Origin of the sequence: Edaphobacter sp. 12200R-103, from assembly GCF_010093025.1 — a bacterium.
Classification (GTDB): domain Bacteria; phylum Acidobacteriota; class Terriglobia; order Terriglobales; family Acidobacteriaceae; genus Edaphobacter.
In genome coordinates this window covers 620598-647497 of sequence record NZ_CP048114.1, presented here as the reverse complement: position 1 = coordinate 647497, position 26900 = coordinate 620598, and the positions used below count along the sequence as shown (strand labels likewise).

Here is a 26900-nt window from a genome sequence, read left to right as displayed (position 1 = left end):
CTTACAACGACTCTTCCCACATCCTGTTAGCTTCGAAATAGACGTTCTGGAAGGAAGCAAAACAGACCTATGAGTGCATCGCTGATTCCCACGGAAGAGATCATCCAGGCCCCCAACTCCGCCCCCAGCTCCCAGGAGCAGCAAGCTGCTGTCTCTGTTGCTGAGCGCACCGCCCGCAAGGTTCGCGAGGATCTTCGCATGGGCCGCGAGCACCAGGAGGGCCGCATCAACTGGATCACCGCCATCGCGATGACCCTCTTTCACGTCGGCGCTATCGCTGCGCTGTTTTTCTTCTCGTGGACCAATCTCGCCGTAGCGGCAATCATGTATTTCTTCGCGATCAACGTCGGCATCGGCATGGCCTACCATCGCCTGCTGACGCACCGCGGCTACAAGACTCCCAAGTGGGTGGAGTACTTCCTGACCACCTGCGGCACGATGGCTCTTGAGGGCGGACCGATCTTCTGGGTTGCCACCCATCGCGTCCATCACCAGAACTCCGACCACGAAGGCGACCCGCACACCCCTCACGATGGCACCTGGTGGGCCCATGCCGGATGGATCATCTCCGGCCGCGCGCTGCACTCGGAGACAGCCCTGCTGGGCCGCTACGCTCCCGACCTTACCCGTGACCCCGTCCATGTCTGGCTCTCGAAGTTCCACTGGCTGCCGTTGACCATCGCCGGCTTCCTGCAGATCGCACTGGGCGCTGCTCTGGCCGCTCCCGGTCACCGCGTCGTCGGCGCTATCGGAATGGTGCTTTGGGGAACCTTCCTCCGCGTCACGCTCGGTCTGCACGCCACCTGGCTGGTCAACTCGGCCACACACCTCTGGGGCAAGCGCCGCTTTGAGACTCGCGACGACTCCCGCAACAACTGGTGGGTTGCCATCCTGACCGGAGGCGAGGGCTGGCACAACAACCACCACGCGCATCCCGTCAGCGCACGTCACGGACTTGCCTGGTATGAGTTCGACATCAACTATTACGGCATCTGGCTGCTGGAAAAGATCGGCCTGGCCAAAAAGGTCCAAATCGCAAAGTTCGATCCGGCCGACCCAAAGCCAGCCGGGATGTAACAAGCAAAGTTTCCTCCAGAATCACGGGCGCAGAGGCTCTTCTCTGCGTCTTTTTTATTTTTACGCTGTAGAAACTTCCTGCCGGCAAAACCCCTGAAGTCTGATACATACTTGTTTGTGCAACATGCATCCCATTCGACAGAACAGATCGCTGGAGCATCGTCGTCGCTCGGTTTCAGCGCTCTGCCGCTGAGCAAAATTGAGGACTGAGAGGCGTCCATGACTGCGAAGATCCGGCTTCTGCCACTTGTTTTTCTTTCCCTACTTGCCTGTGCCGTCTTTATCAAGCCGGCAGTGGCACACGGACAGACGATCTATTGCGCTTCCGATGACGGCCATCGTCATTACTGCGATGCGAACACCCGTGGCGGAGTTCAAATGACCCGCCAGCGTAGTGGTTCTGCCTGCACCCAGGGGCGAACCTGGGGCTGGGACAACCGGGGCATCTGGGTCGACCAGGGCTGCAGAGCCGAGTTCGTCACTGGAAACGGTGGCAATGGCGGAGGATTCCGACCGGGGATCGGTGGTGGCAACTGGAATGGAAACGGGCAGACGATCACCTGTTCCTCCGACGACGGAAACCGTCACTACTGCAACATTGACACCCGCGGAGGCGTCCGTCTCAGCCGACAGATTAGCGGGTCTGCCTGCGACCAGGGGCGCGGATGGGGATACGATAATCGCGGTGTATGGGTCGACCACGGCTGCCGGGCCGAGTTCGTCACCGGAAACAACGGCAATGGCGGATTCCGACCTGGCAACGGCGGTGGCAACTGGAACGGAAGGGGCCAGACGTTCACCTGCTCCTCAAACAATGGAGGACGGAACTACTGCTCCGTTCCTGGCAGCGGAAATCCGAACTCGGTCGTGATGTCGCGTCAGATCAGTGGATCGTCCTGTGTACAAGGACAGAGTTGGGGAGTGGACCGGCGCGGCCTATGGGTGGACAAGGGCTGCCGTGCAGAGTTCCGAACCCGCTAAAGCATAGCGTCTCAAGACAAGCTGAAGGATGAGGCGCGCGAGCTGAACCTCATCCTTCAGCCTTTGTTCGTCACGGTAACGTGCCTTCCGCCCCAGGCACTGAGTTCTCGCACCTCGAACTCGCTGCGCTGCCCGTATACTTCGCATAGAGCCTGGGTTATGAACTTCAGTCGACGCCGTGGAACGATCGCATTTTTTATCACCCTGGGTGTATTGCTTGTCGGCCTCGCCGTCACCCTTCAGGTCGGCTGGATCGTCCTCAACGAGCGCACCGTCGCGCTCGCCGTCTTCGGAATCATCCTCTTCGCCCTGCTGATCGCCGGCGTCGTCGTCAATACCGTCTTCCTGGTGCGCGAGATCCGGCGCAATGAGCGGCAGGACTCGTTCCTGAACGCCGTCACCCACGAGCTGAAGACACCGATTGCCAGCATCCGGCTTTACCTTGAGACACTGCAGCGCCGCCCCCTGGACGAAGCCCAACGCCAGCAGTTCTACACCAACATGCTGGCGGACTCCGACCGGCTGCTCGCCACGGTCGAGCAGGTCCTCAAGGCTGGCCAACTGGGGCAGCGTCATCGTCAGCAGAGCCGTGCCCTGATCGATCTGGAGGCCCTCGTCTCCGAATGCATTACGATCACACTTCAGCGCCATCACCTGGCATCCGACGCCATCGTGCTGCAGCCAGTATCCGGCGGGGTTCATCTGCGTGTGATGGGACTCGCGGAGGATCTCCGGATTGCCGTGCTCAACCTGCTGGACAACGCCGTGAAATATTCTCTCGAAGGCGTTCACGTGCGTTGCTCGCTCGCCATTACGCATTACACCTGGGCAACGTTGCGCATTACCGATACCGGCGTAGGCCTGCCCCCCAACCAGCACAAACGCATCTTCCGGCGTTTCTATCGCGTTCCCGGACGCACCATGCAGCGTATCAAGGGAACCGGGCTCGGCCTCTTCCTTGTTCGCAGCATAGCGAGGCAACACGGCGGAGACGCAACTGCTTCCAGTCCGGGACCAAACATGGGAACGACGGTTACGCTCACGCTGCCTCTGGCGAATCCATCGACTTCTGAGGCTCAGCCGGCAGCGAGCAGACCGGCATCCATCGTGAAGGAGAGAGTATGAACGCACTGCAGGAACGCGACAATGCTCCCCTGATTGCCGTGATTGAAGACGAGGAGCACCTGGCACAGGGACTGCTCTTCAATCTGCAGGCGGAAGGATATCGCACCCATCATGAGTCCGACGGCGACGCTGCCCTGGAATATCTGCTGCATCCCGATCAACCGATAGCGGCCGTGGTCCTGGACTGCATGCTTCCGGGTACCGATGGGGTAGATATTGTCCGCGCTCTGCGCGAGGCGGAACTCTTCACCCCCGTACTTATGCTGACGGCGCGTTCGCGGCCTGAAGACATCCTTGAAGGCATTGAGGCGGGCGCCGACGACTACCTTCCCAAACCCTTCGATCTGAGCATCCTCCTGGTGCGCATTAAATCACTCCTGCGGCGCACGTCCTGGCAGCGCGATCCAGCGGCCGCTCCACAACAGGCACAATCGGCGGAGCCGTCCTCGGAATACGCCTTCAATCACCGCACCATCCGCTTCGACGGGCTGGAACTGGTTGCCCCAAACCGGACGACCCATCTCACCGTGATGGAGGCGGACCTTCTGCGCTACTTCACCGAGCATGAAGGCCAGATCGTCTCGCGCAAGGATATTCTCGAGCAGGTATGGCGCGTCCACGAAGATACCGACACACGTGCCATCGACAACTTCATCGTTCGCCTGCGCCGCTATATCGAAGACGATCCCGGCCACCCACAGCATCTGATCACCGTGCGTGGCGTAGGCTATCGCTTCATCGCCAATCCCTAAGCAGTTCTCGCCGCAATGCCCCGTCAAGAAGCCGTCATTCTGAGCCGCAGACGAAGAATGACAAATCGAAGTGGGACTGAAACAACTTCACCCGCCTCCCCATTCCACTTGCCCATAAATCTCTCGAACCGGGTGCCCCATCTTCGGCGTAAAGCGCCTAAGGTCGGCCATTCGTCACAAATTCTCACTTTCCTATTGCAATCCAATATGAAACCGCTCCATACTCCTATGGCAAAACAATAGGAGCAGTCATGGGCGACAAAACAGACGTATGGCAGGGCACGCTGGCCCTGATGGTTCTCAAGACCCTCGAAAGCATGGGGTCGCTGCATGGCTACGGAATCGCCCGCCGGATCGAGCAGACCAGCGGCGATCTGCTCTCGTTGAACTACGGCACGCTCTACCCTGCGCTGCTGCGGCTGGAACAGGAAGGCGCCATCGCGTCCGAGTGGGGCCTGTCGGAGAACAACCGCAAGGCAAAGTTCTATTCGCTCACGCGCGCGGGCCGCCGCCTTCTCGACAAGGAGACCCGCAGCTGGGACCAGACCACGGCGATTCTGGCTCGCTTTCTGTCGCCCTCGGAGGATCCATCATGAACTCACTTCGTGCATGGTTACGCAGGCTCGTGGGCATCGTTCCCCGTCAGCAGCAGGAACAGGATTTCGACGCCGAACTGGAGAGCCACCTGCAAATGCATATCGACGACAATCTCCGTGCGGGAATGAACGCTGAGGATGCGCGGCGCGAAGCCATCCGCCACCTGGGGGGAGTGGAACGCACCAAGCAGGCCCATCGCGAGCGGCGCACCCTTCCCTTTCTCGAAAGCCTCCTCTATGATGTCAGATTTTCTCTTCGCCAGCTTCGCCGGGCTCCCGGCTTCACCATTACCGCCGTTCTGATGCTCTCGCTGGGCATTGGAGCTAGCGTCGCCATCTTCGCCTTCGTCGATGCTGCCCTTATCAAACCGCTCCCCTACCCCGATCCCGCGCGTCTCATCGATGTCGCAGAACGGGGCGCCGCATTTCCTCGTTCCGAGCTCTCCTACCTGGACTTTCGTGACTGGCAACGCCTGAACAAAGTCTTCACGTCCATCGACGCCTACAACAGAACCGGATACCTTCTGGCGACATCCTCCGGGGTCAAACCCGTTCTTGCTGTTCGCGTCACGGATGGCTTCTTCCGCACCCTCGTCGTCCGGCCCATCCTCGGCCGCGACTTCTATTCAGGTGAAGATCAGCCCAACGCAGCGGCAACCACCATGCTTTCCTACTCCACGTGGCAAAACCGCTTCGGCGGAAGCAGAGACGTCATCGGCCAGACGGTATCACTGGATGGAAACCCAACAACAATCATTGGAGTTCTGCCGCAGGACTTTCAATTCGCTCCTCGCGGCAATGCGGAGTTCTGGACCACGACCCGCAAGCTCACCAACTGTGAGCAACGCCGAAGCTGCCATAATCTCTTCGCCATCGGTCGCCTCAAGGATGGCGTCTCACTCGCGACCGCGCAAACCGAGATGTCCGCCATTGCAAAACAGCTTGAGATCCAATACCCCGGCTCGAACCGCGATCAGGGCGCCACCCTCGCACCGCTCTCCGAGCTTATCGTCGGGACTGTTCGGCCCATCCTTCTCGTCCTCCTCGCTGGCGCTATCCTGTTACTCGTCATTGCCTGCGTCAACGTAGCCAGCCTTCTGCTGGTCCGGTCTGAAAGCCGTCGTCGCGAATTCGCAGTCCGCGGCGCGCTTGGGGCGTCCCGTTCACGGCTCATCCGCCAGTTCATCACAGAAGGGCTGGTTCTCGTCTCAATGGGAACTATCACCGGACTCGCCGCCGGGTATGCCGCTATGCATCTCCTGCTTGGCCTCGCCTCCAAAGACATGCTCTCCAGCATGCCTTATCTCAGCAGCCTTGCCCTCAATGCGCATGTGGTCCTATTTGCTGCCGTCGTCTCAGCGATTGCCGCTGCCATCTTTTCACTCACTCCCGCGCTACGCCTTCCAGTGTCGTCCATGCGTGCCACCCTCAATGATGGCGACCGTGGCTCTGCCGGGACAATCTGGCGCAGGCTCGGATCCAATCTCGTCGTCGTGGAGCTCTCCATCGCGGTGGTTCTTCTCGTAGGGGCGGGCCTTCTTGGCAAGAGCCTCTATCGACTTCTCCATGTCGAGCTCGCCTTTGAGCCGTCTCATCTGTCGACCCTCAATATCTCGGTTCCTAGAAAGAGCTATCCGAAAGATGAGGATGTTGTCATCCTGACACGCAAGATCATCGCTCGGGTCTCAGCCCTGCCAGGCGTCAGCTCTGCCGCCGTAACCAGTGTGCTGCCCACCAGCGGCAACGGGAACACCGACTGGATTCGCATAGTCGGTCATCCCTTCCACGGAGAGCACAACGAGGTCAATGAGCGTGACGTCAGCGTCGACTATTTCAAGACTCTCCAGGCCCGCCTGTTGCGCGGACGCATCTTTACCGAGCAGGAGGACCGCTCGCGCCCCCGCGTTGCCGTCATCAACAAAGCCTTCGCTGACAAGTACTTTCCCGGGGAAGATCCTATCGGCAAAAAATACGGTGGCGGCGATCTCAAGCCCGACTCAATCAAAGAAGTAATCGGTATCGTCGATAACATCCGCGAAAGTGCTCTCGACGGAGAGATCTGGCCTGCGGAATACAAGCCGTACAACCAGGACCCCGATAGCTACTTCGGTCTCATCGTCAGAACCTCCGGCGACGACAAGGCCCTCCTTCCTGCCCTGGCCAGCGCCGTCCGTCAGGTCGATCCCGGAATCGGCACGATGGACCCTCAAACCATGCAGCAGCGCATCCATGGTTCGCCAGCCGCCTACCTCCACCGCTCCGCTGCCTGGCTCGTTGGAGGCTTCGCCGCTCTCGCTCTCCTTCTCGGCATCATCGGACTTTATGGGGTCATCGCCTACTCCGTCAGCCAGCGCACCCGCGAGATTGGTGTGCGCATGGCGCTCGGTGCCGCACGAGGGTCGGTCTACCAGCTCATCCTTAAAGAAGCAGGTCGACTGACCGTAATCGGAATCTCGGCCGGAATCCTTTGCTCTGTTCTTTGTGCCACGTTTCTGCGCAAACTGCTGTTCGGTGTCCAGTCCTGGGACCTCTCCACGCTAGCGGGAGTGGCCCTCGTTCTCGGGATCGCCGCGTTATTTGCCAGCTTTATCCCGGCCCATCGTGCCGCTTCCATCAACCCGGTAGAAGCTCTCCGCGCCGAGTAACCGGCCCCATCGATTTCCGTGAAATTCCTTGATCTTCCATATCCCTTGAATCTGGATACAGAAGGGCGCAGTCGAAGGATTTCCGGTTCTCTCTGCCGGCAGTCCGGCAGAGTACCTGCAATCGAGATCCAAGCCCTAAATTCTTTGCCTGGAAGACTTTGCACAAATTAGATAGGAATAGCAGTGTACCCGATCGCGTACACTCAACATAGAACTCTGAAGCATGCGCATCTTCACCCGCTACATCCTTCGCGAAGTCGCCTCCCACGCACTGATCGGTGGTGTCTTATTCACCTTCGTGCTGTTCATGCGCGATCTCGGGCACATCCTGGAGCTGGTCGTCCGCGACTCGGCCTCCGTGACGGACATCCTGCGAATTTTTGCCTACCTGCTTCCAAGCTTCCTCATCGTCACCATCCCGATGTCGGTCCTGGTCGGCATCCTTCTGGGTCTCTCGCGCCTGGCCGCCGACTCCGAGATTACAGCGATGCGTGCCGCAGGCATGGGAGTGCTCAGCTTTGTCCGCATCGTCTCGATCGTCTCCGCATTTGCCGTCGCGCTGGGGCTCTTCAACTCGCTCTACCTGGCTCCCCGATCGGCCGCGGGAACGCTGGCGCTGGAAAACTCGCTCAAATCGACGCAGGCGTCCTTCGAAGTACAGCCGCGCGTCTTCTATGAAGACTTCCGCAACTACGTCCTCTACATCCAGGACGTTCGTCCGGCAGCCGGTGCAGCGCTTTGGCACCACGTCTTCCTCGCTGACCTGACACAACCTGCAAACCCGAATATCACGACCGCTGACCAGGCTGTCGTCGTCTCCAACGATCCCAAAAGCATCCGCCTCCACCTGATCGACGGGGGACAGCATCAGACCTCGCCGACCGATCCGAATCAGTACAACATCTCTACCTTCGCCTCGACCGATCTCCCCATCCAGACCGGCCTTCAGGAAGACACACATCTCGGACGCTCCGACACGCCGATTCTCGCTCTCACGTTGCCCGAGTTGTGGCGCCTCGGCTACTCCGCAGACAGCCGCGCCCGCCTCTATCGCATTGAGCTAAACCGCCGCTTCTCCTATCCCTTCGCCTGCGTTGTCCTCATGCTCATCGGTGTTCCGCTGGGACTCTCCTCCAAGCGCGGCGGCAAATCGACCGGCTTCGTCCTTACCATCGCGCTCGTCTTCATCTACTACTTCCTCTCGCAGATCGGTATCGCCTTCGCCAAAAACGGCAAGGTCTCTCCCTTTCTCGGCGTCTGGGGTGCGAACCTTCTTTTCGCCGCCGCAGGAGTTCTGCTGCTCTACCAGATGTCGCAGGGAGGTATCGCGCTTGGCCTGATCTCCTCGCTAGGAACCCAGCTCAACAAGCTGCTTACGCGCTCGCAGCGGGGACGCCAGCTTGCCGCCTCCGGCGGGCGAATTCACATCTCCACGATCCTTCGCCGCTTCCGCAACACCTTCCACATCCAGTTCCCTCTCCTGCTCGACGATTACGTTATGCGGGAGTACATGAAGAACTTCGCGCTCATCCTGTCGTCCTTCTCCGCGCTCTTCCTCATCTTCACCTTCTTCGAGCTCACGGGCGACATTATCCGCAACCGCACGCCCCTCGTCACCGTCGGCGACTATCTCATCAACCTGATTCCCTTCATCCTCTACAACGTCACGCCGCTTTGCGCTCTGGTCGCGGTCCTGGTCACCTTCAGCGCACTCAGCAGATCCTCTGAGATCACCGCCATGAAGGCAACGGGCGTCAGCCTCTATCGCATCGTGACACCTGTGCTCATTACCACCCTGCTGATCGCCGGATGTCTCTTTGCCTTCGACGAACTTTATCTACCGGCAGCCAATCGGCGTCAGGAGGCGCTGCGCAACGTCATCAAAGACAAGCCGGCCCAGACCTTCCTTCGCCCGGATCGGAAGTGGATCTCCGGTCAGGCAGGACCATCCGACTCGCCGACTCGTATCTTCTATTACCAGTTCTTCGATGCCGCCAAGAACGTCTTTGCGAATCTGACCGTCTTCGAGTTCGATCCCAATACCTTCGCACTGAAGCGCAGAATCTTTGCCTCTTCCGCTCACTGGAACGAGCGTGTCGGCCAGTGGGTCTTTGAAAACGGATGGGAGCGCTCCTTCGCCGGAGACACCATCGCATCCTACCATCCGTTTACTGTCACTGCCTTCTCCGACATTCACGAGCAGCCGTCTTACTTCGTCAAAGAGGATCGCCCGGCGCAGGAGATGAGCTACAACGAGTTGTCACGCTATATCTCCGATCTCAACCAGTCCGGCTTCGACACCAAGCGCCTCAGCGTCCAGCTCAACCGAAAGCTCGCGTATCCGCTCATCACACTGGTGATGGCTATCCTCGCGATTCCCTTCGCACTCTCGATGGGCAAACGCGGCTCTCTCGCAGGCATCGCGACGGCAATCGCACTCGCGGTCGCCTATTGGGTCGTCGATGGTCTCTTCCAGGCGATGGGTAACGTCAACACGCTTCCGGCAATGCTGGCGGCCTGGTCTCCCGATATTCTCTTCGGCATCGCAGGCACGTACCTGCTCCTCCGCACCTCCACGTAGAAGATCTCCCTCTCTCCCGGGGGAAACTCGCAGATTTCCCGCCCGCTGGCACTGCAGTTTCTTTCGTGTTTGTTTGGGGAGCCGAACGGTAGATACATTTCGCACAAAGAATAAAAGAGCGGCCAATCCCGTTATGGAATGGCCGCTTCATTCCGGGCCGGACTTCCTCCGCTCCGCTCAGGTTAGAACTTGAGCTTTACCGAGCCTTGGAAGATGCGGGCCTGGTTGGATGTGGAGGAGATTTGACCGAATGTGCTGGACGTAAGCGATGCACTGGGGTTGCTGAAGTTCGGATGATTCAGCACGTTGAACGCTTCCAAACGCAAGGTTGCCGTCAGGCTTTCGTGGATCGGGAAGATCCGCGAGATCTGAGCATCGAACTGATAGCTGGACGGGCCACGGAAGGAGTTCCTTCTGATATTTCCGTAGGTCCCATAGCCGGAGCAGATTGCGGGCGAAAGCGGAGTCGGGCATCCGGCGGTGACCTGTGCGAAGGCACCGGTATTGAGATACTGCCGATTTGCCGCACCAACGGATTGAATTTTGGTGCCGGTATAGACGGAAGTTCCGGATACAAGATTCGGCCGATCACTGCCGATGCTGGTAAAGGAGTTGTCCTGTCCGGAGGTGACATTGAACGGCGCCCCGCTCTGAATATGAACCAATGGAGCGAAGATCCAGTTGTTGGCGAGTATGGCCTTGAAGCCGGTGAGGGGGAATTTGCTTGTGGCGATCAGAACAATGTTTTCGATGTTCCTGTAGTCCGAACCGCATGGGCCGTAGTCCAATGCAGGATTGCGGGGATTCTGGAAGCTGTTGCCGGCGGTATCGCCCTGAGCGTCTGAGAGACTGAGGCACTTGGACCAGGTGTGGTTGGCCATCAGGCTGAAGCTGGAGGAGAGACGGTGCTGGATTGTGGAGACCAGGCCGTTATAGTTCGACATGCCGTTGTAATTGATCAGGATTGAGGAGCCGCCGCCTGCATATTGATTCCCCTGAAGCGGGTTGGCGACAGTGAGAGCGTAGCGCTGCGTCTGATTGGCAACGGTGGAGCATGGGGTTCCAGCCGCCCCGGCGGGCTTGCCGGCCGGCCCGGTAGTAACAACTCCAGGACACCCGGTGCCGCCCGCACCCCAGACTCCGGGGATGTAAAGAGCCGGGTTGAACGGTGTTCCCGCTGGCGCGTGAACAGTATGGCTGCCGATGTACTGGACCTGGAGCTGCCATTGTCCAAGCTGACGCTGTACGCTGGCCGTCCATTGCTGGCTGTAAGACGGGTGATAATGCGGAGGCAACACGATGTACTGCGACTGAGCAAAGAACTGCGCGATAGAGGGAGTTGGAATCTGTGGCTGCGGGAATGGGTTGGAAGTGACGGTGCCTGCGGACCAGGGTGCAGAGAAGTTGATCGGCCCGGAGGTCGAGGTCTGCGTCTGCTTGATCGCAGTGGCGAAGGGAGGATTTTGCTGATTGCGTTGGGCCGTAAAGTAGTTGACCTGGTCGTACGCGATCTCAGCGCCCGCGCGGATTACCGTCTTGCCAGAGCCGGTAGGATCCCATGAGATGCCGATGTTGGGTGAGAACTGCAGGAGCGAGTTTTTGGTGAATGTTTTGGAGACACCGGGATCGCCGTAGAAGAAGGCTCCTGCGGGTGCATTGGGGTAAACGGAGCTGACCTTGTTTGCCAGGAACGCGTCGTAATCGAAGGTGACCCCTCGGTGGAAGTAGTCGTAAGGCATGAAATTGGGACTCCAGCGCAGGCCGGCGACCAGGGTGACGGAGGGGCTGGGATGGTAGGTGTCCTGAATATAGAGGCTTGGGATTGGACCACGCAGAGCGTTTTGCTGCTGCTTGCTTTGCTCAAAGGCGCTCAGGCTTCCCATGAGGAAGTCGAGATTGGGATCTCCTCCGGCAGAACCGCCCCCGGGTCCATTGGCGCCGTAGCGGCCATCGAAGGTGAAGACACCGTTGCTCTCGTAAGCATTGGCGATATTCAGTTGGTTGCGTGCGTATTCACCGCCGAAGACAAGCTGATGCCTGCCCAGCAACATCGTAATATCGTCATCGAAGGCAAGTGTATTGTCGTTGAACTTGGAGTTTGAATTGGTGCCGCCGCCGATGGTGAACTTGTTCGACGTCGTCATTTGCAGGCCATTGGGCTGGTTTTGGTAGAGATCGACACCCAGAGTAGCGGCGTTGATGTTATTGGCGGCATAACCCCGGTTGTTGCGGCGGCGCAGAATGGTGACATGGGCCGTGTTCACAATCTTTGGTGTGATCGTGTAGGCATCACCCAGGGTGAAGGACTGTACTCGCTGTGAAAGCCCGGCCTGCGTGGTGACGAGAATGTTGGTCGGATCGAAGAAAGCGGGCTGTTGAAAACCATCGATGAAGTAGCGGCCATACAGGTTATGGTTCGAGTTGATGGCATAGTCCACTCGCGTAACAAACTGGTTGTCCGCCGTCCGCAGCGGGATCGAGTACTTCACCAGGCCGCAGTTGCCGGTATCGGTTGCGGGATCGATCTTGGGCAGATAGTTGAGCAGTTTGAGGGCTTGCGCGTTGTAGTTTGGCGCTGTCGCGTACTTATTCCCCGTAAGCACTGCACCCGTTGAAGGATCGCGAAGTTGGGTATAAGTGGTATTGCACGATCCGGCCGGTGTCTTGGAGCCTACGCGGTGTGTTGCATCGGCAACGGGATCGGTAACCGAAAAGTCGCCTGCCAGATTGGCTGCGGTAGGCACGAACGCTTGCTTGGAATCTTGTGCCTGGTTCGAGCTGGTGCGCTGATAACCGGCGAAGGCGAAGAGCTTGTCCCTGAGGATGGGGCCGCCGAAGGTGCCGCCGTACTGGTTCTGATGCAGCGTATCCTTGTGTGCGGAGAAAAAGTTCGATGCGTTGATGTAGTTGTTGCGAATGAACTCAAAGGCCGAGCCATGATACTGGTTGGTTCCGGAGCGCGTGACCACATTGACCAGACCGCCGGTATGCATGCCATTCTGCGCACTCAGCGCAGTGGATTCGACGCTGAACTGGCTGACGGCATCCGGGAAAGGAAACGGAAGGTTACCGTTGGCCATATAGTCGTTGTTGGGGCCTCCATCCAGACGCCACATCGTGGTGTTGCCTCCGCCACCCGCGATGGAGACAGAGATGGTCTGATAGGTGTATTTGCTACCGGTAAAGTCCCCTCCGGGGGCCGGTGTCGAACCGCCGGAGAGCGTGATCAGACCCGTCATCTGGCGGCCATTGAGCGGCATCTCCGTTACTGTCTGCTGGTCAATGGTCTGCTTGAAGGAGGCATCCTCCGTCTGCAAAGCAAGTCCTTCGGCCTTGACCTCGATGTGCTCACTTTGACTGCCTACGGTCATGGACACATTGATAGAGATCGCGCTCCCAACCTCGAGAACGATTCCAGTACGGGTATAGGTCTGGAATCCGGTTTTGGCAACGCTGAGGGTGTACGTTCCGACGGAAGTATTGGGAAAGGTATAAAGGCCGCCGTTATCGCTGATTGCCGTCCGCTTGATACCGGTGGCGACATTGGTGAGCGTAATCATTGCGCCCGGAATAACTGCGCTCGTCGAATCGGTGATGTTTCCCTGGATGCTGGCGTTGCCGGCACTCTGCGCGAGAACGGGCCGAATGGGAGCGAGCAGGAAAATAATTGGCAATAGTAGAAGGAAAAACAGTTCACTGGACTGTCCAATTTTCGTTCTAGTGATCATCGTTTGAGCCTCGGAAAAATTGGGAGTCTATAAACCTCGAGGGGCTTATAGCAAATAAAATCAGCTTGTTTGGACGATGCAAGACTATAGGGAAGCAATCGAAAGGCTGTCAACGAGAAATGATGAGGAATTACCAATTCGAATCTAAAAATCAATGCAAGGTCAGACCATGCCGTAATTTGGACGCAGCCTGCCCTCTGAGCGCGAAATGCATTCTTCCGTGGTCCCCATCGACAACTCAAAGCGCTTGACCGACTTCCTCGAAGCCTGCAACTTCGCCTAAAGCTCAAGACGCTCAAAAGGACTCACCCTTTACGAACACCTCTGCACATTGTGGACGCAAAACCCGGATAACTTTACTCTCGACCTAATCCATCGAATGCCGAGACGAAACAGCTAGGAGCCAACATGAGATTTCAATCCTCCCTCGCACTTGCAGCCATCCTCGCCACAGCCGCTGCCGCCCAGACCACCACAGAAAGGACGCCGAAGCGCACAACGCACCACACCTCGTCTGCCGCCTCGAAACCGGCCGCAAAGCCAGCGGCGGCCGCCGCACCCATGGCTGAGACAGCGGCGAACGCAGCCGACAATCCTCCGAACGTCCCGAAGGTTGAGGGCACGCCCAAAGCTCTGTATTCGCTTCGCTATATCGATACGCAGATTGGCACAGGCGAGCTTGCCAAACAGCAGCAGTACTACACCGTCAGGTACACCGGCTGGCTGACCGATGGAACGAAGTTCGACTCCTCCTACGATCATCCAGGCGGGGAGCCTATCGTCTTTCCCTACGGCGCCCGCAGGGTTATCCCAGGATGGGACACCGGGTTTGAAGGCATGCGCATCGGAGGCAAGCGACGCCTCTTCATTCCCTACCAGCTCGCTTACGGCGAATCCGGCCGCGCGCCGGTAATCCCGCCCAAGGCCGACCTCATCTTTGATATCGAGCTGGTCGCACAGTCCGACACCCCCCCGCAGGAGAATCCCGCGCCCACTGCCCCGTCAGAGCCGAGTGAGGCAAATCCGGCCCAGCCTGCCCCCAAACCGGGCGAAACTCCGGAGCCTTCGACCAGCAAGCCTCCCTCCCCTCCGCCAGCCACCAGCCCGTCCGGGGGACAGCCGCCACAAAGCAACCCAAATCATTGAGAAGAAAGCCCGGAGCGACGGCAATTCTAAGAACCTTCCCGCTCGCTCCGGGAATCTAATCTCTGCGGCTCTAAACTATTCTCTGCATGCTGATGGACCGACTCAAACCTCTCAAGCCTTACCTCAAGCGTTACTGGAAGTCTCTCGCCTGGGGCGGCGTGGCTGTCATCGCCTATAACGTCCTTAAGGTTCTGGTCCCTATCGTCATCGGCCATGCCATCGACGATATGCGACACGGCATCACCCAGCAGAAGATCCTGTTCCATGCTCTGCGTCTTCTCCTGGTTGCGGCCTCCTCCGCAGTCTTCCTTTACATCACCCGGCAGGTCATCATCGGTGCCTCGCGCGAGATCGAATATGACCTGCGCAATGACCTCTTCGCCAATCTCGAGCGTCAGGCGCCCGGCTTTTATCACACCCATCGCACGGGCGACATCATGGCCCGCACCACCAACGATCTGAGCGCCGTCCGCCAACTTCTTGGCCCTGCCATCATGTACAGCGCCAACACGCTGGTCTTTACCTGCGCCGCGCTGCCCTTCATGTATCGCATCAGCCCCAAGCTGACCCTCTTTGCGTTCGCTCCTCTGCCTGCAGCATCGGTCATCGTTCAGTACTTCGGAAACAGGATTCATCGTCGCTTCGAACGCATCCAGGCCATGTTCTCCGACATCTCGGCCAAAGCGCAGGAGAACTTCTCCGGCGCACGCCTTATCCGCGCTTTCGCCCAGGAAGAGGCCGAGATTGCCTCCTTTGAGGAGGCCAACCGAGAGTACATCCGCCGCAGTCTTCATCTGGTCCGCCTGATGGCCATGCTGTGGCCAACGCTGGAGTTTGTCCTCGGACTCTCCCTGATGATCACGCTGCTCATCGGTGGTCACGAGGTCGTACAGCACCGCATCACAGTCGGCGAATTCACCAGCTTCAACGTCTACATGGTGCAGCTGATCTGGCCCATCATCGCCATCGGCTGGGTCGTTAATCTCTTCCAGCGCGGAACCGCCTCCATCGTGCGCATCGACGAGTTGCTCAAACAGCAACCCGCCATCGACGACGATCCCGCGCTGCTTGCCTGTCGGCCCAGCTCTGAAAACTTGAAAAAAGATGTGCCATCCCGACCGGAGCGCAGCGAAGTGGAGGGATCTGCTTCTCGATTCCTTCAGCCCTGCAGCATCCGTGGCGACATCGAATTCCGGAATCTCTCTTTCTCCTATCCCAACGGCCCCACCATTCTTCACAACATCAATCTCAGGATTCCCGCAGGCTCATCGCTGGCCATTGTCGGCCCTACCGGCTCCGGAAAATCCACACTGGTATCGCTCATCCCGCGCCTCGAAGACGCGGCACCGGACATGATCCTGATCGATGGCCAGCCTATCCGCTCCTTCCCCCTGTCGGAGCTTCGCGCCAACATCGGCTTCGTCCCGCAGGAGACCTTCCTGTTCTCCGATACCATTCGCCACAATATCTCCTTCGGAACCCCGAAAGCGACCGACCAGCAGATCGAAGAAGCCGCAAACATCGCCCACATCCGCACCGAAATTCTCGAATTCCCCCGCGGCTTCGACACCATGGTCGGCGAGCGGGGAGTCACCCTCTCCGGCGGCCAGAAGCAACGCACCTCCATCGCCCGCGCCGTCATCCGCGATCCCCGTGTGCTGATCCTCGACGATGCTCTTGCCTCGGTCGATACCTATACCGAAGAACGCATTCTCCAGGGGCTTGCCAACGTGATGCAGGACCGCACGACCATCTTTATCTCCCACCGCATCTCAACGGCCCGCAGCGCCGACCAGATCGCAGTTCTGGTGGATGGGCGCATCGCAGAGCTCGGCACCCATGACGAACTGCTCGCGCGCAACGGCTACTACACCAGCCTGTTTGAGAAGCAGCGGCTCGAAGAAGAGATCTCCGTCGCTACATAAGCTGAAACGGCATCATCGTGCTCCAGCCCACGCACTCCACTCATAAGTGTCATCCTGAGCGGAGCGCAGCGAAGTCGAAGGCCCCGCGGTTCTTTCGGCGACACGTTGGCCAATGGTTCCGAGAATCGTCATCCTGAGCAGCGCGAAGGATGACGGGGCGAGAAGATCATTCAGGACGACGAATCAGCGATGATGAAACTGCGCCAGCGCTCCCCCTTCAAGCCCCATTACTTCTCTCCAGCAGCTCTTCGTGCCGCGAACTCCGCAGGCGTAGGAATCGGGTCCAGCTCACGCCCGGCAAACATTTCGCGGAAGATGTGGACCATCTCGTCCTGAATAAGCGTGTTAGTCGCCAACACCTCGCGGCTGTCCAGCGTGAACCTGCCACCATCGAAGTGCGACACCGTCCCGCCTGCCTCCGTCACCAGCAACACGCCCGACGACGTATCCCACGGATTCAGGTTGAACTCCCAGAAACCTTCCAGCCTGCCGCAAGCCACATAAGCCAGGTCCAATGCAGCCGAACCGGCACGCCTCACGCCATGAGAGCGCAGCGTGATCTGGTAATAAAAATATGCATTCGGATTCAAATGCCGCTTATGGCTCGGGAACCCGGTCGCCGTCAGAGATTCCTGCAGAGTCTTCGTCTTCGAGACGTGAATCTGCTTCCCGTTCAGCCACGCTCCCTTGCCCTTCTCGGTAACAAACATCTCATCGCGCAGCGGATCGTACACTACTCCAGCAATCAGCACACCATCTTCATCCTGCTTCAAACCAGCAGGCCTGTGCTCCAGTCCAAGCACGACCGCAAAAGCCGGAAACCCATGCGCAAAGTTGGTCGTCCCATCCAGCGGATCGACATACCAGCGGTACTCGCTGTCCAAAGCATCCCGCGTTCCCTCTTCCCCATAGATCCCATGACCGGGAAAGGTCTCCTGCAGCCGCTGCCGGATCAGCTTCTCGCTGCTCTTGTCGGCCTCCGTCACCAGATCGACGTCGCCCTTATACTCTGGCGTCACGCCCTTCTCATAAAAACTTTTCAGCAGCGAACCTGCCTCGCGGGCAATCTCTTCGGCCTTGTGTGCAAACTCAAATCGATTCACGGGATCCCTCTGCCTTCTACTCTAAATGGTGCTCATAAAACTCAGCTCGTGCCTGAAATCCAATCGTCATTCTGAGCGAAGCCGAAGAATTCCTGTATTTCGCTTCCAGCGCTACGGCTGTAGCGGGACAGAAAAAACCTGGCATCCTGAATCAGGCTTTATCCACCCTACCGAAAAGGCCGTTCTTCAACGCGCGTCCGAGTAATACCCCGTGCGGTGCCGCAACTGATATTGCTGGTGAAGCGCAGGGTCCTTCATCTGCACCTTCACTGAACGAAACGTCTCATCCCGCTTGCCCGGCGGAGCATAGTAGCCCAGCACATACTGTGTCCTCAGATCGTCCGACACGCGCGCAAATGCAGGTTCGAGATCCTTCTTGTCTTCGACATAGAAGTACTTCCCTCCCGTATCGTTCGCCAGCTGAATCAGCGCATGCTCCCCACCCGTATTCCGTCCGGCATCTTCCCAAACGGGAACGATGATGATGGGATAGATCATCGCCCCCGCTCTCTGCGCCTCTTCCAACGCCTGGCTGTAGCGGGAACGCTTTGCCGTATCCTCTCCGTCCGTAATCACCACAACCACACGTCGCCGCCCGGCATCGTTGCTGGTCTGAGCCAGCCTGTCCGACGCCAGGTAGATCGCATCGTAAAGAGCGGTCTCGTCGCCCGGTTGCAGCTCATTCAGCCCACGCTCAATCTTCTTCTTCTGGTTCGTAAACGGAACGATTTCGCGCACATTATCAGAGAAATCCATCAGGTCCAGCTCGTCCTGATCGCGCAGCAGTGCGTTGACGAAGTGCGTCGCAGCGGTCTTCTCCAGCCGCTCGTCCCGCAACACGCTCTTGCTCGCATCAATGGCGAGCACAATCGAAAGCGGCGTCGAAGATTCCTTTTCGAAGTACGTAATCTTCTGCGGCCTTCCATCCTCCAGGATGACAAAGTCATCTTTGGTCAGCCCGCCCACCGGAGCGCCATTCTTATCCATCACGCTGACCGCGATATTCACCAGCCGCGACTGCACCCGGATGGTCGGCACGCCTCCCTGGGCTGGCGATGGCGCCTGCTGCTGATCCGCATCAGGGCTAACCGGCTGCATCGGCGGACGCCTTACAATCGGCGCCTGCGCCAGCAATGCAGGTCCAAGCAGCCATACCGCGACTGCAACTCCTGTCCTCACCGCTGCTCCTTAACCGCGGCCGTCACTCTGATCTCCTCCGGAAAAGGCTCTCCATCGGCCCACACGGCGCCATCTACAAACTGCTCCTTCTTCCAGATCGGCACCGTGCGCTTCAGCGTATCGATCAGCCAGCGGCAGGCCTCGAACGCCGGCCCGCGATGTGCGGAAGCCACCGCCACCAGAACGCTCGTCTCTCCTACAACCAGGCGTCCCAGACGATGCACCAGCGCCACATCACGCACGCCAAACTTCGCAACAGCCTCAGCCGCCAGCGTTCGCATCTGCTCCAGCGCCATCTCGCGATAGGCCTCGTAGTCCAGGTGCAGCGTATTTCGCCCACGCGTATTGTCCCTCACGATCCCGTCGAAGACGCACACTGCTCCATCCGTGCCTGCCTTCAGCCCTGCGACGATCTCGGCTGACGGAATCACCTCGTCCACAATCTCGATCCTCACCGCAGCCCTCCGCTTACCGGCGGCAGCAGGGCCACCTCATCTCCGTCGTGCAGAGGATTCTCCGCCTTTGCATACTCACGATTCACCGCAATCGCCATGCATTGAATCAGATCTTTCTGCGGACCCACCCTCCCCTCGTACAGGGCGGCCAGGTCTCCAACGCGGGCCCCTTGCCCCAGCTCCAGAACTTCGTCTTCGCCGCCCAGGATCTCCTTAAGCACGCCAAAAAATAAGACCCGAACTCGCATACTCTGAAGCATACGCGAACCCAGGTCTTTGACTCCCCGGCGTTTAAAAACATCACCAGCGCCATCCATTCCGTATATTCTGGGAGAGGATCGATGCACCACATGGCTCCACACAGACGTCCTTACCGTATCTTCCAGGCCGTATTCCTGCTCCTGCTGCTTCCCTCCGCAGGTATCAGCCAGCAGGTCATTCAGAGAGGCCCCTTCGGCAAACCGGCACAGGTCCTCGACGAAACGCAGCAATGGACCATCCCCCTGCTCGTCTCCTCTGATCGGAGTCTGGAGATCTATATTCCCGACATCAGCTCAAGTGCGTGGCTCAGCCGCAACTACTCCGACTTTATCAACCACGGCACCTATACGCTCTCGACCTTTACCCTCTACAAGACAGTGGAAGCCTGCCGCGCCAACCAGATACGCTGGGGGATGAGCGACAATGCGCATCTGGATGCATGCAACGACATCAAGTATCGCGCCCGGCAGATCGTAGTTGACCCCAACCAAAAATCCGTTCAGCTCCTGAGTGCCGCCATGGTCGATCAGGACGGGCAGATTGTTCCGGAGTCCGTGCAGGAGCCCTCAACCTTCAGGACATGGGACCAGCTCGATCCCGCAACCCAGCAGGCGATCCTGAAGACCAATGAACTCGTCACCCGGCAGATGAAGATCTATGACGCCAAAGTCCACAACGATCACCCCTCCCATGGAAGGAACCGCTAGGCGGTATCGACATATTCTTCGCCTTTAGAAATATCGGGAGAAAGAAGAAAGTGTCATCCTGACCGTAGCAGAGAGCAAGCCGTCATTCTGAGCAACGCGAAGAATCCCTGCGTTTTGCCCGTGCCGCCGCCAAAATCTCCTCGCTTCAGACCCTCAATCCCACACAAAAATCACCCAAACAACACCGGCTCTTTCGGATACCACACCCTTCCCTCCCGCGCTTGAGCAAACGCCGTCATCTTATGCGGTTTTCCCGAGCTCTCCCCATCTGCCTTCACCAAAATGTCCTCCACCTCCAGCCCGCGTGCCAGCACAGCATCCGCAATCAAAGACCGGTGACACCGCCACGGCACCGCCTCTGCACACATCACAACCGTCTTCGCAATCTCCGGCAGCGCGATCAGCCAGTCGATCTCTTCCCGGAACTCCGGCGTCTGCATGTAATCGGCATACCCACGAAAGCTCTCGTTCTTCCATCCGGTATTTTTGCTGTCAGGCTTCGCCTTCCTTCGACCTCCCAGCCCCTCGCGCCACACCCCGCGAATCCCTGCCTGCTTCAACGATCCAAACAAAGCAGCCTGGCTGAACTGAGGATGCCGCCGGGATCCCGGAAACCTCCGCACATCCACCAACGTTTCCACTCCGTTTTGCTTGAGCGCCCGCAGAAATGCCTCAATACTCAGCGTAGAGTGGCCGATCGTCATCATCGCCTTTATCCGCTCCCTCCATCGTCATTCTGATCTGAGCCTGTCGAAGAGGAAGAATCCCTGTATTTTCGCTGGTACTCTCTCTCCAAATCCCCCGAAACAAAAGAGGCGGCCCGGAAAATCCGAACCGCCTCTTCGACGCTTACCTCTCATTACGCTGAGGCGTGAAGAACCTCCTCACGTACCGCCTCATCCTCAGCCTCTTCCTGCACCGTCTTCGGCAACGCGACCGCCAGCACCTCTTCAATGCGCGTCGCGTAGTGAATCTTCACATCATCGATCTGATCCGGCGTCAGGTCTTCATCCACCTGGGTCTTGCATTCCAGGGGAAGAATCACGTCCCGCACTCCCGCGCGCTTGGCCGCAAGAAACTTCTCCTTGATGCCTCCCACCGGCAGCACATTGCCGCTCAGCGTGATCTCGCCGGTCATCGCCGTCAACGGATGCACTGGCGTGTCCGTCAACAGGCTCACCAGCGCCGTTGCCATCGTGATGCCCGCCGAAGGTCCGTCCTTCGGGATCGCTCCCGCCGGAACGTGGATATGGATATCCGTGTCCTTCGTGAAGTCCTGCTCCAGGCCGAACTTCGCTGCGTTCGAGCGCACCCAGGTTAACGCGGCCTGCATGCTCTCCTTCATCACGTCGCCAATCTGGCCGGTGATCGTGAAGCCGCCCTTGCCCTTCATCTTGTTTGCCTCGATGAAGAGGACGTCTCCGCCCGCCGGAGTCCACGCCAGGCCAACCGCCACGCCCGGACGTTTCGTCCGCTCCGCGATCTCCGTATCCACGCGCACCTTGTAGCCTCCAAGGAACTCATGGATCACCTCCGGCGTGATCGTGATCTTCTCCGTCGCGCCCTCGGCAATCTTGCGGGCCACCTTGCGGACGACGGTGCCGATCTGCTGCTCCAGTCTGCGAACGCCGGCCTCACGCGTATAGTGCCGCGCAACCAGCGCCACACTCTCCGTCGGGAAGTCGATCATTGCAGCATCCACGCCGTTCTCCTTCAACTGCCGCGGTACAAGATACCGCTCGGCAATGTTGACCTTCTCGCCCTCGGTGTAACCGGTCAGTTCGATGATCTCCATGCGGTCCAGCAACGGTCCCGGTATCGTATCCAGCTGATTGGCTGTGCAGATAAACAGAACCTTGCTCAGGTCGAACGGCTGATCGAGATAGTTGTCGCGGAACGTATTGTTCTGCTCCGGGTCCAGCGTCTCCAGCAACGCGCTCGCCGGATCTCCCCGGAAATCGCGTCCCAGCTTGTCGATCTCATCCAGCATGAAGACCGGATCGTTCACCTCCACCCTCTTCAGGTGTTGAATGATCTGTCCCGGCAACGCGCCGATGTACGTTCTCCGGTGTCCGCGGATCTCCGCCTCGTCGTGCATGCCGCCCAGCGAGATGCGCGAGAACTTCCGTCCCAGCGCCTTCGCAATCGACCGCCCCAGCGAAGTTTTGCCTACGCCCGGAGGCCCGACGAAGCACAGAATCGGACCCTTCATATCCGGCTTCAACCGCCGAACGGAGAGGTAGTCCAGAATGCGTTCCTTCACCTTTCTCAGGCCATAGTGGTCCGCATCCAGAATCTCCTTCGCCTTCCTGATGTCCACCTCACCTGCTGAGCTCTTCGACCACGGAAGGACAGCCAGCCACTCCACATAGTTGCGTGTCAGGCTGTAGTCCGCTGCCATGGCGTTCATGCGGCTCAGGCGTGCCAGCTCCTTCAGAGCGTCCTTCTTGACCTCGTCGGGCATTCCCGCGGCTTCGATCTTCTCCTTCAGCTCGGCAATGTCCTTCTGGGTCTCGTCGACGTCACCCAACTCCTTCTGGATCGCCTTCAGCTGCTCACGCAGGTAATAGTCCCTCTGCGACTGCTGCACGGAGTCCTGCACCTCGCTCTGGATCTTGTTGCGAAGCTGCTGGACCTCCAGCTCCTTGGCCAAATGCTGGTTGATCCGCTCCAGACGCTTGATGACGTCCGGCGTCTCCAGAAGCTCCTGCTTGTCCGTCGTCGTCAGAAACGGCAACGACGAAGAGATGAAGTCGGCCAGACGTCCCGGCTCCTCAATATTGATCGCGATCGTCTGCAGATCGTCCGAGAGCGTCGGCGAGGAGCTGACGATCTGCTGGAACTGGCTCACCACATTGCGCTCGAGCGCCTCGTTCTCCGGGGTCTTCTCAGGCTCCGCCTCGATGATGGGCTCAAACTCCGCCGTCATGAACGGCTGCAGTTGCGTAAACTCACCCAGATGGACGCGCTCGTTGCCTTCTGTGAAGACAAAGAGGCTCTGGTTCGGCATCTTCACGACCTTGTGAACGGTCGCGCGGGTGCCAACCCCATAAAGGTCCGCCTCCACCGGCGTGTCCTGCCGGGCATCGCGCTGCGCCACCACCAGGATCGACTTATCCTCACCCAGGGACTGGATCAGCTGGATACTGCTCTCCCGCCCTACCGTTAAGGGAAGGACGGCATGCGGAAAGAGAACTGTGTCCCGCACTGGCAACACCGGAACCGGCCGCTTGCCGTTCGCGCCCTCGCCGCCCTCCGGATTCTTTGCTGTCGGTTTGATAACACTTACGAAATCGCTTGCCATTGAGTGTCCTTCTGTCAAATTATTAGCTATTCGATGCAGCAACTGTTGTATAGGTCGCAAGCATCGAAATCAACGGATTTCTGGCAACGTTCCGTCCGCCCGCCTGAAGCCACACCGCTCGACTCCCTCCAGGTCGGAAGCTCGTTCTTTCTACTCTGAGACGCCATCTTTGTCTTTGCCGTCATCGGCAATTCATCCCAAATCGACAGAGATTTTTCAGCAGCCCGATAAAGCCGGTCCCGCTCAAAAGAAAGGCTCCGGAGGGTTCCCGGAGCCTTTCACGTATACCGAAAAAATTAAATTCAATCTATTGTCTTATTTTGTTTTATTTACACAAATTAGTTGAACATTTCCTTGACCTTATCGAAGATGCCGCGTGAGGTCGGAGTGTTCTCAATCTCCATGGTCTCCCCAAGCTGCCGGAGAAGGTCTTTCTGATGTTTGTTGAGTTTGGCTGGAGTCTGAACGCGGATCTCTACGATCAGATCGCCCTTGCCACGCTCATTGAGGTGCGGGACACCCTTGCCGCGGAGCCGGAACTCCTTGCCGCTCTGTGTGCCCTCAGGGATCCGGAGAGTCTCCATGCCTTCCAGGGTCTGAATCTCAAGCTCTGTCCCCAGGGCTGCCTGTGGGAATGAGATCGGCAATACGCAGTGCAGGTCGTCGCCTTCACGCTCGAAGAACTTGTGCGACTTCACATTCAGGACGACGTAGAGGTCGCCGGCCGGGCCGCCAAACTTTCCGGCCTCGCCCTCGCCCTGGTAGCGGATGCGGGTATCCTGTTCCACTCCTGCCGGAACCTTCACGAGGATAGTGTGCTCCGTCTGTACCCTGGTTTCGCCACGGCAGGCAGGGCAGGGATCAGTGATCTGGGTTCCGGTTCCTCCGCAGGCCGAGCAGGTCCTCGCGACCGAGAAGAAGCCCTGCTGGAACCTCTGCTGGCCGCGGCCGCCGCACTGACTGCAGGTGACAGGCTGCTTGCCCTTGGCCGCGCCGGTTCCCTGGCACTCCGTGCAGGTCTCGTTGCGGCGGATCTTGATCTCCCGCTCCATCCCGAAGACGGCCTCTTCGAACTCCAGCGTCATGTCATAACGCAGGTCCCGTCCCCGCTGGGCGCGAGAGGCCCTTCCGCCACGGGAGGAGCCGCCCATGTTGAACATCTCGCCAAACAGGTCGCCGAAGATGTCCCCCAGGTCCTGTGCCCCGCCGAATCCGCCGCCGAATGGCCCCGCGCCGGCGCCACTCGAGCTTCCGTTGAACGCTGCATGCCCATAGCGATCGTAGGCCGCACGCTTGTCCGGATCGCTGAGCACCTGGTAAGCCTCGCTGCACTCCTTGAACTTCTCCTCCGCCGCCGCATCGCCCGGATTGCGGTCCGGGTGATACTGCATCGCCAGCTTGCGATAGGCCGTCTTCAACTCCTGATCGGAAGCGTCGCGGGAGACACTCAGCACTTCATAGAAATCAACTTTGGTCACGTTTGCCGTCGCACTCATCCTTCAAAAAACCTTCAAAAACTGAATAACCGGTATTCATCGATTCGGTGGTTACTCACTTACCTGGTTTGGGTTCGAAGCGATCTTCACGAGGGCGGGGCGCAGCAGCTTCTCGCGCATCCTGTAACCCCGGCGAATCTCCTCCAGTACCTGATGATCGGGGAACTCGTTGGTTTCAACACTGCCGAGGGCCTCGTGAAAGCGAGGATCGAACTGCGCCCCTACGCTCTCGACCGGAACCACATTCAACCCCTTCAGGGCGTCTTCCATCTGCTTTAGAATCAACCCGACACCGGCACGAAGCTGATCGATCGATCCCTCAGACTTCACGGCCAGCTGAAAGTTATCCATAACCCCCAGAAAAGGCTCCACGGTGGTCGAAACCACGTAATCGCGGGCATCCTGTCGCTCCTTGGCTTCGCGCTTCCGGGCATTGTCGAACTCGGCCTGCAGCCGCGCCAGCCTATCGAGAAGCTGATCGCGCTCGCCCTTAAGTTGTTCCAGTTCATTCTGCTGGGCTGAAGCCGCGGTCTGTGCCTGCTCCTCCGGAGAGCCAGTCACAACCTCGCCCTCCTGTACAGCCTGCACAGTCGTCTCGTCCTGCATGGATTTATGTCTCCTCATAGATCGTTGTCCTCTTCTATTATCGCCGATCACGCAAGGCGCGGGCAGGTGCAGGGCCGCCTGAATTTCCCTACTGTTCCGAAGGCTGCGTCGCGATCCGGTCGAAGACGCGCGAGAGGTAGCTCACGGCGTTCATGGTGTTCTCGTAGTCCATGCGGGTGGTCCCGATGACCCCGATGGTGCCGCGGCTCTCGCCTGCCATCCTGGCGGGGGCGGCGATCAGCACCAGCCCGGCCATCTGCGGGGCCTGCTCTTCCAGGTCGAAGACGACACGCACGCTTTGCTGACGGGTATCGATATAGGCATTCAGGAGCTCTACCAGACGCTGCTTTGCCTCAAGGGCGGCGAGCATCTCCCGCAGACGCTCCCCGTCCATCTGAGAACTTACGAGGTTGGCTACCCCTTCCACGTAGACCGGAGGCGGAGTGACGTCATCGACGGGAACCGCCTTCACCCAGAGCTGCTGGACGCTGTTCAGGAGTCGCTGGTACTCGCTGCGTTCACGCTCGACCAGACGAGCCAGCTCCGAGCGAACCTCCTCCACGCTCCAGCCGCGGAAGTTCTCATTGAGGAAGTTTGCAGCCGTCTCCAGTTCTCCGGAGGTTACGTCGCGGTCCAACGACAGAACGCGGTCCCGGACCGTCCCGGAGCGTGTAACCACGACGCCGAGAACGCTGGCCGGAGCCAGGCGGGAAAAATGGACGTGTTCGAGGAGATCTCCCTCGCTCGCGGTCGCGATGGCGACTCCCACCCCGCTGGAGAGGGTGGCCAGCACATGAGAAGCACGCTCGAGAACCGCCTGAGTTCCTGCGACTCCCACAAAACTGCGGTCGATCTGAAGGCGCGAACGCGCGGGCAGCCGTTCGGTCCCCCTCCCGGGACTGCCTCCTTCGCTCAATTGCTCCACGTACATACGAAAGGCACGGGCCGTAGGGATTCGTCCGGCGGAGGTGTGGGGCTGTTCCAGAAGGCCGGCATCGGCCAGCTCCGCCATCTCGTTGCGGATGGTCGCCGGGCTCATGGCGGACCCTTCCCGGTTGAGACGGGCGATCGTGCCTGAACCCACGGGTTCTCCCGTTTCGATATAGCTCTCGATAATGGCGGTGAGAATGACACGCTGCCGCGCCGTCATTCTCCAGGTTTCAGCCATTTCGTTCCCCCATCGAGACCAGTCTATCTTGTGCGTCAAGCAAGTCTGCTGTTGTTAGACAGGTT

The 26900-nt window shown here is 58.9% G+C and carries 20 protein-coding genes; 10 read left to right on the top strand and 10 right to left on the bottom strand.

The genetic code is table 11. The annotated features are described in order from the left end of the window. The first annotated feature begins 198 nt into the window (after nucleotides 1–198). The 7 genes from GWR55_RS02750 (at nucleotide 199) to lptF (ending at nucleotide 9757) form a co-directional block, all read left to right on the top strand. On the top strand, nucleotides 199–1077 hold the full coding sequence (locus GWR55_RS02750; protein WP_238398751.1) for a fatty acid desaturase: 879 nt from the start codon (nucleotides 199–201) through the stop codon (nucleotides 1075–1077). A 219-nt stretch (nucleotides 1078–1296) separates the two neighbouring features. Further along, nucleotides 1297–2058 (top strand): DUF3011 domain-containing protein, encoded by a 762-nt coding sequence (locus tag GWR55_RS02745; RefSeq protein WP_162400893.1) that lies wholly within the window; start codon nucleotides 1297–1299, stop codon nucleotides 2056–2058. A 159-nt stretch (nucleotides 2059–2217) separates the two neighbouring features. Then, the gene (locus tag GWR55_RS02740) at nucleotides 2218–3183 is read left to right on the top strand and encodes a sensor histidine kinase KdpD (RefSeq protein ID WP_162400892.1); all 966 of its coding nucleotides are present in this window, start codon (nucleotides 2218–2220) and stop codon (nucleotides 3181–3183) included. Next, entirely contained in the window at nucleotides 3180–3935 is a 756-nt protein-coding gene (locus GWR55_RS02735) for a response regulator transcription factor (protein WP_162400891.1), read from the top strand. Before GWR55_RS02740 ends, GWR55_RS02735 begins: the two co-directional genes overlap by 4 nt. A gap of 251 nt (nucleotides 3936–4186) precedes the next feature. Beyond that, nucleotides 4187–4531, top strand: a complete 345-nt coding sequence (locus GWR55_RS02730; RefSeq protein ID WP_162400890.1) for a PadR family transcriptional regulator — start codon at nucleotides 4187–4189, stop codon at nucleotides 4529–4531. Further along, entirely contained in the window at nucleotides 4528–7176 is a 2649-nt protein-coding gene (locus tag GWR55_RS02725) for an ABC transporter permease (RefSeq protein ID WP_162400889.1), read from the top strand. The genes GWR55_RS02730 and GWR55_RS02725 overlap by 4 nt, the downstream gene beginning before the upstream one ends. Nucleotides 7177–7399: 223 nt before the next feature. Further along, nucleotides 7400–9757, top strand: a complete 2358-nt coding sequence (gene lptF, locus GWR55_RS02720; RefSeq protein WP_162400888.1) for an LPS export ABC transporter permease LptF — start codon at nucleotides 7400–7402, stop codon at nucleotides 9755–9757. A 182-nt stretch (nucleotides 9758–9939) separates the two neighbouring features. Here the strand turns inward: lptF and GWR55_RS02715 are convergent, their stop codons facing one another. Continuing rightward, nucleotides 9940–13431, bottom strand: a complete 3492-nt coding sequence (locus tag GWR55_RS02715; RefSeq protein WP_238398598.1) for a carboxypeptidase regulatory-like domain-containing protein — start codon at nucleotides 13429–13431, stop codon at nucleotides 9940–9942. A 462-nt stretch (nucleotides 13432–13893) separates the two neighbouring features. Here GWR55_RS02715 and GWR55_RS02710 point away from each other — a divergent pair, with 462 nt between their 5' ends. Together GWR55_RS02710 and GWR55_RS02705 are read left to right on the top strand one after the other, a co-directional pair. After that, nucleotides 13894–14631, top strand: a complete 738-nt coding sequence (locus GWR55_RS02710; RefSeq protein WP_202925570.1) for an FKBP-type peptidyl-prolyl cis-trans isomerase — start codon at nucleotides 13894–13896, stop codon at nucleotides 14629–14631. 89 nt (nucleotides 14632–14720) lie between these two features. Next, the gene (locus tag GWR55_RS02705; protein WP_162403721.1) at nucleotides 14721–16556 is read left to right on the top strand and encodes an ABC transporter ATP-binding protein; all 1836 of its coding nucleotides are present in this window, start codon (nucleotides 14721–14723) and stop codon (nucleotides 16554–16556) included. 227 nt (nucleotides 16557–16783) lie between these two features. Here GWR55_RS02705 and GWR55_RS02700 read toward each other — a convergent pair whose 3' ends face one another. The 4 genes from GWR55_RS02700 to GWR55_RS02685 all read right to left on the bottom strand — a co-directional run bounded on the left by GWR55_RS02700 (nucleotide 16784) and on the right by GWR55_RS02685 (nucleotide 19541). Then, on the bottom strand, nucleotides 16784–17659 hold the full coding sequence (locus GWR55_RS02700) for an inositol monophosphatase family protein (RefSeq protein ID WP_162400886.1): 876 nt from the start codon (nucleotides 17657–17659) through the stop codon (nucleotides 16784–16786). Between the two features lie 186 nt (nucleotides 17660–17845). Further along, nucleotides 17846–18838, bottom strand: a complete 993-nt coding sequence (locus GWR55_RS02695; RefSeq protein WP_238398597.1) for a VWA domain-containing protein — start codon at nucleotides 18836–18838, stop codon at nucleotides 17846–17848. Continuing rightward, the gene (locus tag GWR55_RS02690) at nucleotides 18835–19293 is read right to left on the bottom strand and encodes a molybdenum cofactor biosynthesis protein MoaE (RefSeq protein ID WP_162400885.1); all 459 of its coding nucleotides are present in this window, start codon (nucleotides 19291–19293) and stop codon (nucleotides 18835–18837) included. Before GWR55_RS02690 ends, GWR55_RS02695 begins: the two co-directional genes overlap by 4 nt. After that, complete coding sequence (locus tag GWR55_RS02685; RefSeq protein ID WP_162400884.1) at nucleotides 19290–19541, bottom strand: MoaD/ThiS family protein; 252 nt, start codon at nucleotides 19539–19541, stop codon at nucleotides 19290–19292. The genes GWR55_RS02690 and GWR55_RS02685 overlap by 4 nt, the downstream gene beginning before the upstream one ends. A 102-nt stretch (nucleotides 19542–19643) precedes the next feature. On the opposite strand from GWR55_RS02685, the gene GWR55_RS02680 reads away from it, so the two are divergent. Further along, entirely contained in the window at nucleotides 19644–20261 is a 618-nt protein-coding gene (locus tag GWR55_RS02680; RefSeq protein ID WP_162400883.1) for a hypothetical protein, read from the top strand. 170 nt (nucleotides 20262–20431) lie between these two features. Here GWR55_RS02680 and GWR55_RS02675 read toward each other — a convergent pair whose 3' ends face one another. The 5 genes from GWR55_RS02675 to hrcA all read right to left on the bottom strand — a co-directional run bounded on the left by GWR55_RS02675 (nucleotide 20432) and on the right by hrcA (nucleotide 26835). Continuing rightward, nucleotides 20432–20968: a DUF488 family protein gene (locus GWR55_RS02675; RefSeq protein ID WP_162400882.1), complete on the bottom strand. Its 537-nt coding sequence runs from the start codon at nucleotides 20966–20968 to the stop codon at nucleotides 20432–20434. A gap of 152 nt (nucleotides 20969–21120) precedes the next feature. Then, on the bottom strand, nucleotides 21121–23565 hold the full coding sequence (gene lon, locus GWR55_RS02670; RefSeq protein WP_162400881.1) for an endopeptidase La: 2445 nt from the start codon (nucleotides 23563–23565) through the stop codon (nucleotides 21121–21123). A 338-nt stretch (nucleotides 23566–23903) separates the two neighbouring features. After that, nucleotides 23904–25043: a molecular chaperone DnaJ gene (gene dnaJ, locus GWR55_RS02665; RefSeq protein WP_202925613.1), complete on the bottom strand. Its 1140-nt coding sequence runs from the start codon at nucleotides 25041–25043 to the stop codon at nucleotides 23904–23906. A 69-nt stretch (nucleotides 25044–25112) separates the two neighbouring features. Further along, entirely contained in the window at nucleotides 25113–25685 is a 573-nt protein-coding gene (locus tag GWR55_RS02660; RefSeq protein ID WP_162400879.1) for a nucleotide exchange factor GrpE, read from the bottom strand. A gap of 70 nt (nucleotides 25686–25755) precedes the next feature. Continuing rightward, nucleotides 25756–26835, bottom strand: coding sequence for a heat-inducible transcriptional repressor HrcA (gene hrcA / locus GWR55_RS02655; RefSeq protein WP_162400878.1), 1080 nt, complete (start codon nucleotides 26833–26835; stop codon nucleotides 25756–25758). Between the last annotated feature and the right edge of the window lie 65 nt (nucleotides 26836–26900).